Here is a 12,519-nt window from a genome sequence, read left to right on the forward strand (position 1 = left end):
AGCCCTCGGCATTGCGCCGGGGGCTTTTGCTATCTGGATTTCGAGCGGTATACTTGCATTCACCGCCGGATTGCAGTGGTCGTTTCGACCTGCATTGACGGCACCAGTTGCTGTTCACGCCGCAGCCAGGAAAAATCATCTGCCCGACCCGGTATCGGATGCGGCAACACGACAGGCTTGGGCGATTGCTTCGCAGGTGTCACGGCTGGCGCAGGCTGTGCGCCCAAAAGCTCCGTTCCGCCATCCATCTCCGGGTCATTCAGCGACATTGGCGGTGTGCGGTCGGGCTTTTCGGCGGGCGCTATCGGCCCGGCTTCGGGCAACTGATCTGTCGGCAAACCTGTTCCGGGCGCAGCCAGCCCCAAAATCTTGCGCAATGGCTTTTCGGCATAGAACGCGAACTTGGCTTTACCCTGCTTGGTCACGTTAATGCCATCGGCCGCGCGCAGCTTCACTGGTTGGCCGTTCACATCCGGCCCGCTTTGCACATAAGCACCTTGCTCGTCCGTGAAGCCATCCCAGATATCGATGAACTCGCCTTTGTTTGCCTGCGCCGCTGCGCGGTAAACATCGTTGAACGCGAGCATGTCGGAGGTCATTTTGGCGGTCTTGAACGCTGGCATACCCACCCAAAGGTAAGGCACTTTCCTTTGTTCAAGCAGATCAGCCAGCGCGCCGACGCGAACCTGATATTCCTTGAGCCACTTTTCTGACCGCACCTGCTCGCTGGTTCCATCGAGTTTCAATTGCTGGCGGTCGTTGGAACCCAGCATAACGATAACCGCTGCGGGCTTTTCCGCATCCAGCATTGCCGGAAGCTCGGTTTGCCAGTTGAAATAATCCTGCCGAATAAACCCGGAAGACCCTTTGCTGCGATCCACAATGCGAATTGCCGGGTCCTGCGCGAACTGCGCGTCCAGACCTTCTGCAAGCCCACCCGCGAGAAAGTCACCCACGACCAGAACGGAGCGCGCGTCGGGCTTCTTTTCAACGATCTCGACGTCCGGCTCTTTGGGCACGACAACGCCGCCCGAACTCTTCTTCTTGGGTCGCTTTACGGCGCGCGGTTGCTGTTCCGGAATTATGTAGTAACGGCGTGGCTGTGGGCGGAAAATATCGAATATGCTCCAGGGCTTGCGCACCACCTCCTGTGCGGCGGTGGGCACGACGCCGAAGGCCAACAAGCCTGAAGCCAGAACTCCCGACGTCACAAGCGCTGCAACGACAGGGCGCAGTCTTTTGAACGGCTGCAACCCGTGCTCCTTATTACTTACTCCGCAGGTATTTTAGGACTTCCATGCTCGGATTGCCATCCTGTTCGACACCAATCTGAGCTTGAAATGCCTTGATGGCATCACGCGAGCCTTGACCGATGCGGCCATCGAACTTGCCGTCATAATATCCATTTTCGGAAAGGCGCTTCTGCAATTCCTGTTTCTCGACGAACGAGAGCTTGGTGAATGGCCGTTGCCAGTCCTGCGCAAGCGATCCGTATCCGGCGATCTGATCTGCCAACAATCCCACGGCCAACGCGTATTTATCCGCATTGTTGTATTTCTTGATGACGTAAAAATTTCTGAGCATCAGGAACGCGGGTCCGCCGCGTCCATCCGGCACTTTCAGCGTTGCCTTGTCTGACATATTGCGGAACGGCTTGCCATTGGCGCGTGTCACGCCGAGGTTTTGCCATTGCGCCAGGGTCAACGTTCCCGCAGGCAATTTGCCGGGCGGCAAAGCCACCTCGTAGCCCCAGGTCTTGCCGGATTGCCAGCCATTCTTGCGCAGCAGGTTTGCGGCGGTTGCCAATGCGTCCGGCACGGAGTTCCAGATGTCGCGGTGGCCGTTGCCATCCATGTCTACGGCATATGCCTGATAGCTGGTCGGGATAAACTGCGTATGCCCCATTGCGCCTGCCCAAGAGCCGGTCAAATGACGCTCATCGATATCGCCCGTTTGCAAAATCCTCAGCGCGGCTATCAACTGGGTACGTGCGAATTTCGCGCGGCGGGGGTCTGCATAGGCCAACGTCGCCAGCGAACGCACGACATTGCGCATTGCCGCCGGGTTCTTGAGAATCTCTCCATAGTTCGATTCCATCGACCAGATTGCGAGCAGCACATAGCGATCGACGCCGAAGCGCGATTCGATGCGGTCCAGCCACGGCTTCCACTTGCGCGCCATCGCGCGGCCGTTGGCGATAGATTCCTCATGCACGCGGTTGTCGAAATAATCCCAGACCGGCGCGGTGAACTCGGGCTGATAGCGCGCCTTTTCCAGCACTTCGGGGTCGGCTTCCGTCACACCGCGAAAAGCGCGGTCATAGGTGCCACACGATATGCCAGCCTCGGCAGCGGTTTTGCGAAAGCCAGCCACCCAGTTCTGGAAACCGGCATCCGCAAAAGCCGGAGCCGCGCCGATCATCGACAGCGAGAGTGCTGCTGCAAGCGCGACGCCACCAACGCGGCGCATCACCTTGTGCACGATCATTTCATTCTCCATCCGAAACCTTGAAGAACAAACATCGCTCGTACTGGTAAGCATTTCGTTTACCATAGATTGGCGCGCGCGCAAAAACAGCGCGCTTCTTTAAGACAATCCGCCATTTGAGGCCGAAATCCGACGCCTTTCGAACTATTGCTGCGCTTTTATGCCCAAATAAATGCTGTTCGTGGTCGCGTCGCGTCCATCCATCGTGCTGTTCACGTTTTCGTGTCGCGCGCGGCCCGTTAGCCCGAAATGGCGATTCATCCACCAGGTTGCGGAAGCTTCCGCTGTGTAAATCATGTCGTGGTCGCCACTGCCTTGATAGTCGCGATAGCCGATTCCGCCCGCAATGCTGCCGGTCAAATCCGAGCGCATTTGCCGTTCGACGGTAAGCAGGCCGGAGTACAGAATGGAACCGCTCCACCCCGGCGTTGTGGTGCCTTCCACTAGTGTCGTTCCGAGAAAATTCACGTTTGTTCCGCGAAACGGCGACCAGTTGATGTCAGCGCTGGCGTTCAAACCCTCTATCGCATCCAGCCGGTCATCATCCGGCTTTTCACGAACATAGCCGAGCGCGAGTTCGCCCCAGAATTTCTCGCCGCGGTCAAATGCGATACCGGCCAGCGCCTCCTGATGACCTGCGGAGCGGTCATAACCTGCGCTGTCGATTTCCTCGTCATATTTGCGTCGCCCCGCGCGCACCTCAACGAATGGCGTCAGTGCTGGCGAAAACGAGTAGCCGGTCCGCAGTTTCGCCGTGGCCAGCGTGTTGTCGCGGTCGGCTTGCGAAATCACGCTGCCGTCTTCCAGTTTCGCGGCGCCATACCATTCGCGATCCACATCACCGCCGATGGCGAGGCGCAGCTTTCCCGTATCCTTCAGAATTTCGGCGCGCCCGGTCAGCGTTTGTTGGGTCGGCTGGTCTGCCGCGCCAGTAATTTCAACAGGCGAATCGAATGATTCCGGCGCAACGCCGTAAGAGGAGAAAACGCGAAGCCGGTAATCATTGGCGAGTTCATGAATGAAGGTCGCTTCGATCTGTGCTTCTGTTTGCTTCAGCTCTTCGCCGGAAATGGACTTTTCGAACGTGCTGAATGAGTTCAGCTCGAAACTGTCTCTTTCCCAGTCGGACACGACATTGGTTCTCATCGTGCTTTGCGAAACGATTGCGGCGCCGCCGCCGGGGCTGGAGGTGGCGTTCGAGGTTGCCAGCAAGCCCGTTTCGATGCTTGGACGCAAAATGAAACTGCCGGAACGAATGCCCGGCGAGGCAAACGCATCTTCCTCGTTGCGTCGCATCTGGCTCGTAGCGGCGCTTAAAGGCTGCGTTTTCGAAAGTCTGGGCTGTCGATCCTGCTTTTTGGCGGGCTCGACGCGGACATTGGGCTGGACGGTCGCGGATGGCTGCACGGGCTGAACCCTGACAGCTTCGGCTGCCTCATCGCCATTGTCAGGCAATACGGGCAATTCTTGTGCATCGGCGGCGGCGATGGCAATGGCGAAAAGCAGCGCGACCAGTGGCAGCGGCTTTCTCCAAGCTAGTCTTGAAGTTGAATTTTCAGGCTGTACCACAATGCAATCACCAATTGAACCTACGCCGTGCCGCACGCTAGGCTTACTCAACGGTAAACATGTATGGTTAATGTTACGTTAGGGTTTCATAACAGCAGGTGGACAGCAAACGCGCGACAGGATAAGCGCATTCGCCATGCTGAACGCCAAACCCTTTGATGCTCCCGCTTCGATCGAATCTGCGCTTCGCACGGTGCGAACCGAGCGTGCGGGTGTCGATGCTCTTGCGTATGCGCTGGAAAATGGCCTTGCATCGCCGTTCGCCAAAGCCGTCGAGTTTCTGTCTCGGGCAAAGGGCAGGGTGATTGTCACCGGCGTCGGCAAAAGCGGCCACATCGGCGCGAAAATTGCCGCCACATTGGCATCCACTGGAACGCCTGCGTTTTTCGTTCACCCGGCAGAGGCCAATCACGGCGACCTTGGCATGATCGCGCGGGACGATGTTGTGCTGGCGATGTCATGGTCTGGCGAAAGCACCGAGCTTCGCGGTATCGTCGCCTATTCGCGGCGTTTTTCCATTCCGCTCATCGCCATGACCTCATCGGATTCGTCATCGCTGGGGCGCGAGGCCGACGTGGTGCTGACGCTTCCCAAAGCCGACGAAGCCTGCCCGCATGGCCTGGCTCCTACAACCTCGACGCTGATGCAACTCGTGCTTGGCGATGCGCTGGCAATCGCGCTTCTGGAGGCCCGCGGTTTTACGCGAGACAATTTCCGCGACTTCCATCCGGGCGGCAAGCTTGGCGCCACGCTCACGCATCTTTCCGAGATCATGCGCAGCGGCGAGGATATGCCCGCCGTTCCGCTCGGCACAAAAATGCCGGAAGCCGTCATGGTGTTGTCGAATAAGAAGGTTGGTTGCGTATGCGTGCTGGGTGCCGATGGCAGCCTTGAAGGCATCATCACGGATGGCGATGTCGCCCGCAATCTCCATCGCAATCTGAAAGATATTGCGGTTGATGAAATTATGACCCGCCAGCCCAAAACCGCCAGCCCGGATATGTCGGCCGGTGCAGCGATCGCCTATCTCAATGAAAACAAGATCGGCGCGCTGGTGGTCATGGAAGGGCAAAAGCCTGTTGGCATCGTACACTTCCACGATTTGTTACGCATCGGCGCTGCCTAAGCCGCCTCAACGATCAATTCGAGGTCGATGTCCGACGCCTTGACGACGCGTACCCTCGCGCCCGCAGGCAAATCCGGCCCTGCAACACGCCACATCGTATCGCCCAGTTTCACGCGTCCACGCCCGTTTTCGATGGGCTCGATCAAGGTCGCAACACGTCCGATCAACTGATCGCCGCGGCGATTCAGCAGCGGCTGGTCCGATTGCTCGCTGCGCGAAGCCATGATGCGCTTTCCGACATAGGCCGATATCAGCGAAAGCGCGAGGAACAGCAGCATCTGAACATGCCACGTCCAGAAAGCCGCATCCCAAAGCGCGAGCGAAATTGCGCCGACGATCAGCGCTGCAATGCCGATCCACAGCAGAAACACGCCGGGCGCAAAGATTTCCAGCGTCAGAAGAATGACGCCGAAAACCGTCCAGTTCCAGGGGCCGAGTTCTTCCACGATGCTGGAAAGCATGGCCTTGCCTCGTTAATTCTGGTCAGGGTTTATGCGTGGCGGGCGCGGCGTGCGCGGCGCGCTTTGCAGTGCCTGATCGCCGAACACTTCCCTGGCTATTGCGCCAATGCCGCCAAGCGAGCCTATCAGCGATGAAGCTTCCATCGGCATCAGCACAATCTTGTTGTTGCTGGAAGAGCCGATCTTGGCGAGCGCTTCCGTGTATTTCTGCGCGACGAAATAGTTGATCGCCTGCACATCGCCCTTTGCAATTGCCTCGGAAACCACCTGCGTTGCACGCGCTTCTGCTTCGGCGGCGCGTTCGCGTGCTTCTGCATCGCGGAAAGCTGCTTCGCGGCGGCCTTCTGCTTCCAGCACCTGCGCTTGCTTCATGCCCTCGGCTTCGAGAATCTGCGCGCGCTTGTTGCGCTCTGCCATCATCTGCCGCGCCATTGATTCCACCAGATTTGCGGGCGGATTGATGTCCTTGATTTCGACGCGCGTAACCTTGATGCCCCACGGATGCGCGGCTTCATCGACAACGCGCAGCAGGCGCTCATTGATCGCATCGCGATTTGAAAGCAGTTCGTCCAGATCCATCGAACCCATAACCGTACGGATGTTGGTCATGGTCAGGTTCAGAATAGCATTTTGCAGGTTGGACACCTGATACGCCGCCTGCGGTGCATTCAGCACCTGATAGAAGGCGACCGCATCGACTGCGACGATGGCGTTATCCTTGGTGATGACTTCCTGCGTCGGAACGTCCAACACCTGTTCCATCATGTTCAGCTTGGCGCCAACACGGTCTACGAACGGCACAATCAGGTTGAGGCCCGGTGTAAGCGTCTTTGTATATCTGCCAAACCGCTCGACCGTATAATTATACCCTTGCGGCACTGTCTTGATGCCAGCCACAAGTATTGAAATAACAAGTATCGCGAGTACGATTACGATAATGTCCAAGCCGCCGAACATTCAGGCCTCCCTCAAATGATGCCGCTACGAATCACGTAAGTATCTTTCGATCCTCTTACAATCTTCGAGTAAAAATCTCTGTATCAGGCCGTAAGGGCAAAAAGATCGGCGTCGATGTCGGTCTTCCCGTCGAGCGTGGAGGCAATCAATTCGCTGGCTATGCGCGAAAACGTAATGCCGTTGCCGCCATATCCCATCACCGCAAAAATGCGCGGCTTTCGCGGAATTTGCCCAATCTTGGGCAACCCGCTTTCCGTGGTGCCAAACGCTCCCGCCCATTTGAATTCGGGCGTCGGATCGATGTCTGGAAAAAGCTTTCCGAGCTTTTGCGCAATGCGCGCCGATTTCTTTTCTATCAACGCGTCCCGCGTTTCCTCGTCGGTGAAAGGCTCATCCTCGCCACCGCAAATGATACGGCCATCATAGGTCGCGCGCGCATAGAGATATGGGTCCGACGCCTCCCATATGAGTGCTTCCTGCGGCCAGATATTGCGAGGCTGGGCACGCGTGGCGATTGCCCAGGTCGAAATCACCGAATGGCCCTTGGCTGGAACCCCATCCATCAGTTCGTATCCGGTCGCGAGCACGAGATGCTTCGCGCGGATGATCGGCCCATTCTTGGTTGAAACACTGACGCCATCCGCGCTGTGCTCGATCTTCATCGCTTCGACTGGTGAATAGAGCCGCGCCTTTTTCTGCATAGAGCGCAGCAGTAGCCCGCTTGTCAGCATACGCGGATCGAGCGCCAGATTATTGCCGCTCAAGATTGCGCCACGCCGAATTATCCCAAAGCTTTCGCGCAAATCTGCGGGCGCCAGATAGTGCGCTCCCAAGCCTGCGGCGCGGCGCGTCACTGCTTCCTCCTGCAACGCACCGGCACCCAGCACATTGCCGGCAAGGTAAAGTGAGGGGCGCGACGTCATCCGGCAACGCAAATCCGCCTGCTCGATATGGCTTTGCAGATTGGCAACGGCGAGCCGCGAGCGCCGCCAAGCGCGCTCGGCATTTTGCTTGCCAATCTTTCCGATCAGATGGGAAAGCGGTGTGTCGATTTCATATTGTACCAGCGCCGTCGTTGCAGAGGTCGAGCCAAGCAAAGGTCCGCGCCGGTCGATCATCAGCACATCGTGACCCTGTGCTGCCAGTGCATCCGCGATCATCGCGCCGCTGATACCCATGCCGGCGATCAGCACGTCGGTCTTTGCGTCTTGCGTGAGCTTTTGCGCCGGAACGCTCGGCGCACGGTAGGATTTCCAGACGGGTTGACCGCCCCTCAGATCAAGCTTTCGTTGCAGTTATAGCCATCCCATCAATTCGCGCCGCACCAGTGTTTCAATCACTGTCATCCCTTCCTCGCTGTCATTGAGGCAAGGGATATGCGCGAAATTGGTTCCGCCATTGTGCAGGAAAATTTCACCGACTTCGCCCGCGATCTCTTCCAGTGTTTCGATGCAATCTGCCGAAAAGCCCGGATTGATGATGGCGATGGCCTTCACGCCTTCCTTGGCAAGCCGCTCCACAGTCTTGTCCGTGTAAGGCTGCAACCATTCTTCGCGGCCGAAGCGGGACTGGAAGCAGGTCAGCAGCTTTTTCTCGTCCCAACCAAGCTTTTCGCGCAGCAGTCGGGATGTCTTCTGGCAATGGCAGTGATAGGGGTCGCCCGCCTCGAAATAGCGCTTCGGCAGGCCGTGATAGGAGGCGATCACCACTTCCGGCTCGAACTCCAGCGTTCCCAGAAACTTCGTCATAGAATTCGCCAGCGCGTCGATGTAAGTCGGCTCATCATAGTAGGGCGGCAGTGTGCGCAGCGCGGGTTGTACGCGCATTTTCATCAGCGCCATGAACAATGCGTCATTCGCGGTCGCGGTCGTGCTTGCGGCATATTGCGGATAAAGCGGCACGCACAGCATACGGTCGACACCTTGCTCAACCATGCGCTTGGCAACGCTTTCCGTGGATGGGTTGCCGTAACGCATCGCCCAATCCACCACCACGCGCGGATCATCGCGGAAGGCTTCGGCGAGCTTTTCGCCTTGCGCGCGGGTGATCGTGCGCAGCGGCGATTCATTTAGCTCGTAGTTCCAGATTTTCTTGTAGTTCTCGCCGGATGTTTTCGGCCTGCGCAGCAGCACCGGCCCGTACAGGATCGGATACCACTGAATTTTGGGCAGTTCGATCACGCGCGGGTCGGAAAGAAACTCGCGCAAATAGCGCCGCATCGACCAGTAATCCGTCCCGTCGGGCGTGCCGAGATTGACAAGCAATATGCCGATTTTGCGTTCAGGAACCGCCGGATGGCCGGCTGGAAGGTGAGTGCTAGCTCTGGCTTGGGTCATGGCCTGCTTGTGCACCGCTCGCCTTTTACCTGCAAGTGTACCCTTGGCCGCACCTGATGTTGTTGAACTCGTGCTTGTCATCCCTCATCCACCTGCCCGCAGGCGGATGAGGGGTAAGAGACGCAGCAATCAGTTTGCGGCAGGCACTTTCAGGTTCGAGCCGATGGGCAGGAAGCGCGGCTTGTAGTCGGGGTTCGCGTCCTGAAGCACATGCCACTTCTCGCCGTTGCCATAGAACTTCTCGGCCAGCTTCCAGAAATTGTCACCACGCGCAATCACATGCTCCTGCGCGCCGGTGGCTGCCGGAGCAGCCGTTGCGGGTGCCTGTGCCTGCGTCTCGGTTGCTGCCGGGGCAGGGGCAGTTGGCGCGGGTTCCGGCGCAATCGTCGGCGGGGTGTTGGCAATTTCATTGGAGGCTGCCGGCGGTTGCGGAACTGCAGGTTCAGCCGGAGCAGTTGCCGCCGGAGCAGTTGCCGCTGGCGCAGTTTCCGCTGGCGCTGTCGCTGCCGGTTCGGCTTGAGCGGTTGCACCGATTTCGGTGATGCGGCCATCGAGTTTCGGCGTATAAGGGCGGTTCTTTCCCAGATAATCAGCTACGACCTGTTCAAGGCTTGGGCCGTAATCATATGCGTTCTGGGCATTGTCGGCGAACAGCTTATAGCCGTCGCCGCCCTGCCGGACGTAGTTGTTTGTCGCGACCAGATAGGTCTTGTTCGGGTCGATCGGCGCCCAATTGCCGTTCTCCATCACTTCGACGGATTTGATGCGGCCTTCATTGGGTTTCACCGACTTGTCGAAGCTGTATTTCAAACCCGCAACCTGCGGGAACTTGCCCTTGCTTTCTTCGATTTCGCTCACACCGGCTTCGAGGGAGGCTACAATATCCTTGCCGGAAAGCTGGAAGGTGGCGAGCGTGTTCTGGAAGGGCAGCACCGTCAAGACTTCGCCCATCGTAACGACGCCCTGATCGATTGATGCACGCAATCCACCGCCATTCTGGAACACGATGCTCACGCCCTGACCCTTCACGCGGTCGAGAATGGCATCCGATACCATGTCGCCCATCTCGCATTCACGCGCGCGGCAATTATCGCGGCTGCCATCGATTGGCGCGGTGGTTTCCGAAACTTCGGTGCGCTTGAGCGCTTCGATCGGCGCGCCAAGTTCGGCGATGCGCTTCAACGCTGCCTCATCCGGCTTGACGTTGCTGTCGAGGAAAATCGGGTCGCCCTTGGCTTCCTTCACGACGCCATTGTCGTCAAACACCACCTGAAATTCGCCGAGATATTTGGAATAGGAAGCCGCCTGCGTGACCGGCACTTTATATCCGCCGGGATTGTCGATCATGGTTGGGTAGGGACCTTCGGCCTTCGCATCCGTGTTGGAAAGCAGAGAGTGCGAGTGGCCGCCCACGACCACATCGACACCGGGGATTTTCGCAATCATTTCCTTGTCGCGCGGATAGCCGACATGGGTCAGCGCGATGATCTTGTTCACGCCTTCGGCCTCGAGCTTCTTCACCTCAGCCGTAATCGTCGCAATGTCGTCCTCGATTGTGATGTTCGGGCCCGGCGATGCAATTTCCGGCGTGTCCGTCGTCACGGCACCGACAATGCCGATTTTCTGCCCGCCAACTTCGATTACGACGGAAGGCTTGATGCGGTCGCCCACCTTTGACGCTGCGCTAGCCTTGACGTTGGCGGAAAGCACAGGGAACTGGATCACGTCCAGAAATGGTGCCAATGCATCTTCGCCATCATCGAATTCGTGGTTTCCGACGGTCATGGCATCGAATTTCATCTCGTTGAGAAACTCGGCTTCCGTCTTGCCCTTGTAGGTCGTGTAGAACAGCGAGCCCTGGAAATTATCGCCGCCATTCAGCAGCAGCACGTTCTGGCCTTTAAGCTTGTCGCGCTCCTGATTGATTGCGGTGATCAATCGCGCCGCGCCGCCAATACACTCATTTTTGGTTTCTTCCTCGGCCGAGCAGGTCGATTCATACTTGTTGTTGGATTCAATGCGGCTGTGCCAGTCATTGATGTGCAAAATGTTCAATGTGTAGTCGGCAAAGGAGGCAGCCGTGGAAAGCCCGAGCGTGGAAACGGACAATGCGGCAATGGCGGCGAATTTTTTCATGGAGTTCTCCTGAGCGTTCCCTGCATGTGACGGGGCAGATATGTCGTGCGTGTGACGCGGTGGCCTATGTTTCCACCGCCGTTTAAGGCTTGCAAGCCAAATCGCGTTCACTTTGCATAGTCGCGCTCGTCGGCGATCACCTTGCCGTCATTCGGCAGCGCTTCAGCCTCGACAATCGACACCGTTCCGCCAAGCTTGGTCACGTCGCGCAGGCTTGCCTCAACATCCCTCGCCGCAACGTTGCCACCTGCACTTATCAGCAGGCTCATCGTATCCTGTTCGCCGTCACGGCGCACAACAAGCCGCGCCCGATCAATGCCGGGATGCCGTTTGACGATCTCCGCAACCTGTTTTGGGTCCACGAACATGCCCTTGATCTTGGTGCGCTGGTCTGCGCGTCCCATCCAGCCTTTCAGGCGCCTGTTTGTGCGCCCGCAGGGCGACGGCTCGTCAATGAATGCCGAAAGGTCGCCCGTGCCGAAGCGCACAAGCGGATAGGCGGTACTGAAACTCGTCACCACCACTTCGCCGACTTCATCCGCGCCAACCGGATCGCCGGTTCCGGGCCGCACGATTTCCACGATCAGCCCTTCATTCACCACCATGCCGGGGTTGGGCAGTCCATCTGCGCCCGCCGTTTCGTAAGCAATAATGCCCAGATCGGCGGTAGCATAGCATTGGAAAACATTGACGCCGCGCTCGAGATATTCCTGCCGCAGCGATGGAAACAGCGCGCCGCCCGAAACCAGCGCCAGCTTGAATGATGACAGGTCTTTGCCGAGTTCGCTCGCGCGGTCCAGCATGACTTTCAGATAGTCGGGTGTGCCCGAATAGACCTTGGGCCGCAGCGCCGCTGCTGCCTCCACCTGCGTGTCCGTGTTTCCGACACCAGCCGGAAACACCAGGCATCCGAGCGCGCGCCCGCCTTCGTCCAGCAGGAAGCCGCCGGGCGTCATGTGATATGAAAAAGCGTTGTGCAGAATGTCGCCTGCGCGAACGCCAGCTGCATAGAGCGCGCGGGTCGCGCCCCAAGGGTCAGGACCGAAACCTTGCGGCTCCCACACCGGGCCGGGCGACATGAAAACTCGCCCATGCGTGAGCGCCTTGGGATGCACGAAACCGCCGAATGGTGGCTCCGCGGCTTGAAATTCCATCAGTTCGGGCTTGCGAAGAACAGGAAGGCGAGCAAGCGCCTTTCGGTTATTGATTTCGTCGAAATGGAAGCCTGAAAGCCACTTTGCTAGCCCGGGCGCACCCTCTGCTGCCTCTCGCAGAAAATCGGGCAAGGCTGCGAAATGCGCTTCTTCGCGCGCTGCCGGAGGCTGGGTTTCCAGATTGTCGAGATGCTCGCCCATTCAGTTCCTCCGCATTGACGGAGGCACTATCTCAATGCCGCTTGCCCCATGCAACCCGACAGATGTGCGGAAGGGGTAAATAGCTCTAGGCG

At 58.2% G+C, this 12,519-nt stretch carries 10 protein-coding genes; 1 reads left to right on the top strand and 9 read right to left on the bottom strand.

Annotation, left to right across the window (positions count from 1 at the left end; all coding sequences use genetic code 11):
• Positions 1–59: 59 nt before the first annotated feature.
• The 3 genes from DY251_RS10490 to DY251_RS10500 form a co-directional block, all read right to left on the bottom strand.
• Entirely contained in the window at positions 60–1,253 is a 1,194-nt protein-coding gene (locus tag DY251_RS10490; protein WP_116623859.1) for an SGNH/GDSL hydrolase family protein, read from the bottom strand.
• Between the two features lie 13 nt (positions 1,254–1,266).
• On the bottom strand, positions 1,267–2,487 hold the full coding sequence (locus tag DY251_RS10495; RefSeq protein ID WP_116624043.1) for a lytic murein transglycosylase: 1,221 nt from the start codon (positions 2,485–2,487) through the stop codon (positions 1,267–1,269).
• Between the two features lie 144 nt (positions 2,488–2,631).
• Positions 2,632–4,056, bottom strand: a complete 1,425-nt coding sequence (locus tag DY251_RS10500) for an outer membrane beta-barrel protein (protein ID WP_116623860.1) — start codon at positions 4,054–4,056, stop codon at positions 2,632–2,634.
• A 136-nt stretch (positions 4,057–4,192) separates the two neighbouring features.
• Between DY251_RS10500 and DY251_RS10505 the strand changes: the two genes are divergently transcribed.
• The gene (locus tag DY251_RS10505; RefSeq protein ID WP_116623861.1) at positions 4,193–5,182 is read left to right on the top strand and encodes a KpsF/GutQ family sugar-phosphate isomerase; all 990 of its coding nucleotides are present in this window, start codon (positions 4,193–4,195) and stop codon (positions 5,180–5,182) included.
• Here the strand turns inward: DY251_RS10505 and DY251_RS10510 are convergent.
• The 6 genes from DY251_RS10510 to DY251_RS10535 all read right to left on the bottom strand — a co-directional run bounded on the left by DY251_RS10510 (position 5,179) and on the right by DY251_RS10535 (position 12,427).
• Complete coding sequence (locus tag DY251_RS10510) at positions 5,179–5,643, bottom strand: NfeD family protein (protein WP_116623862.1); 465 nt, start codon at positions 5,641–5,643, stop codon at positions 5,179–5,181. The genes DY251_RS10505 and DY251_RS10510 overlap by 4 nt on opposite strands.
• Positions 5,644–5,655: 12 nt before the next feature.
• Complete coding sequence (locus DY251_RS10515; RefSeq protein WP_116623863.1) at positions 5,656–6,600, bottom strand: SPFH domain-containing protein; 945 nt, start codon at positions 6,598–6,600, stop codon at positions 5,656–5,658.
• Between the two features lie 83 nt (positions 6,601–6,683).
• Positions 6,684–7,895 (bottom strand): NAD(P)/FAD-dependent oxidoreductase, encoded by a 1,212-nt coding sequence (locus tag DY251_RS10520; RefSeq protein ID WP_116623864.1) that lies wholly within the window; start codon positions 7,893–7,895, stop codon positions 6,684–6,686.
• The gene (gene hemH, locus DY251_RS10525; RefSeq protein WP_116623865.1) at positions 7,896–8,936 is read right to left on the bottom strand and encodes a ferrochelatase; all 1,041 of its coding nucleotides are present in this window, start codon (positions 8,934–8,936) and stop codon (positions 7,896–7,898) included.
• A 129-nt stretch (positions 8,937–9,065) separates the two neighbouring features.
• Entirely contained in the window at positions 9,066–11,072 is a 2,007-nt protein-coding gene (locus DY251_RS10530) for a 5'-nucleotidase C-terminal domain-containing protein (RefSeq protein ID WP_116623866.1), read from the bottom strand.
• A 107-nt stretch (positions 11,073–11,179) separates the two neighbouring features.
• A complete protein-coding gene (locus DY251_RS10535; protein ID WP_116623867.1) occupies positions 11,180–12,427 on the bottom strand; it encodes a phenylacetate--CoA ligase family protein in 1,248 nt (415 codons plus the stop codon).
• Between the last annotated feature and the right edge of the window lie 92 nt (positions 12,428–12,519).

The organism is Mesorhizobium denitrificans, from assembly GCF_003403035.1.
GTDB lineage: Bacteria > Pseudomonadota > Alphaproteobacteria > Rhizobiales > Rhizobiaceae > Mesorhizobium_G > Mesorhizobium_G denitrificans.

Bases quoted from the DNA above. Each gene is read 5' to 3' on its own strand.
- DY251_RS10505 (WP_116623861.1), top strand. From the start codon at position 4,193: ATGCTGAACGCCAAACCCTTTGATGCTCCCGCTTCGATCGAATCTGCG.
- DY251_RS10535 (WP_116623867.1), bottom strand. From the start codon at position 12,427: ATGGGCGAGCATCTCGACAATCTGGAAACCCAGCCTCCGGCAGCGCGC.
- DY251_RS10515 (WP_116623863.1), bottom strand. From the start codon at position 6,600: ATGTTCGGCGGCTTGGACATTATCGTAATCGTACTCGCGATACTTGTT.
- hemH (WP_116623865.1), bottom strand. From the start codon at position 8,936: ATGACCCAAGCCAGAGCTAGCACTCACCTTCCAGCCGGCCATCCGGCG.
- DY251_RS10495 (WP_116624043.1), bottom strand. From the start codon at position 2,487: ATGATCGTGCACAAGGTGATGCGCCGCGTTGGTGGCGTCGCGCTTGCA.
- DY251_RS10530 (WP_116623866.1), bottom strand. From the start codon at position 11,072: ATGAAAAAATTCGCCGCCATTGCCGCATTGTCCGTTTCCACGCTCGGG.
- DY251_RS10510 (WP_116623862.1), bottom strand. From the start codon at position 5,643: ATGCTTTCCAGCATCGTGGAAGAACTCGGCCCCTGGAACTGGACGGTT.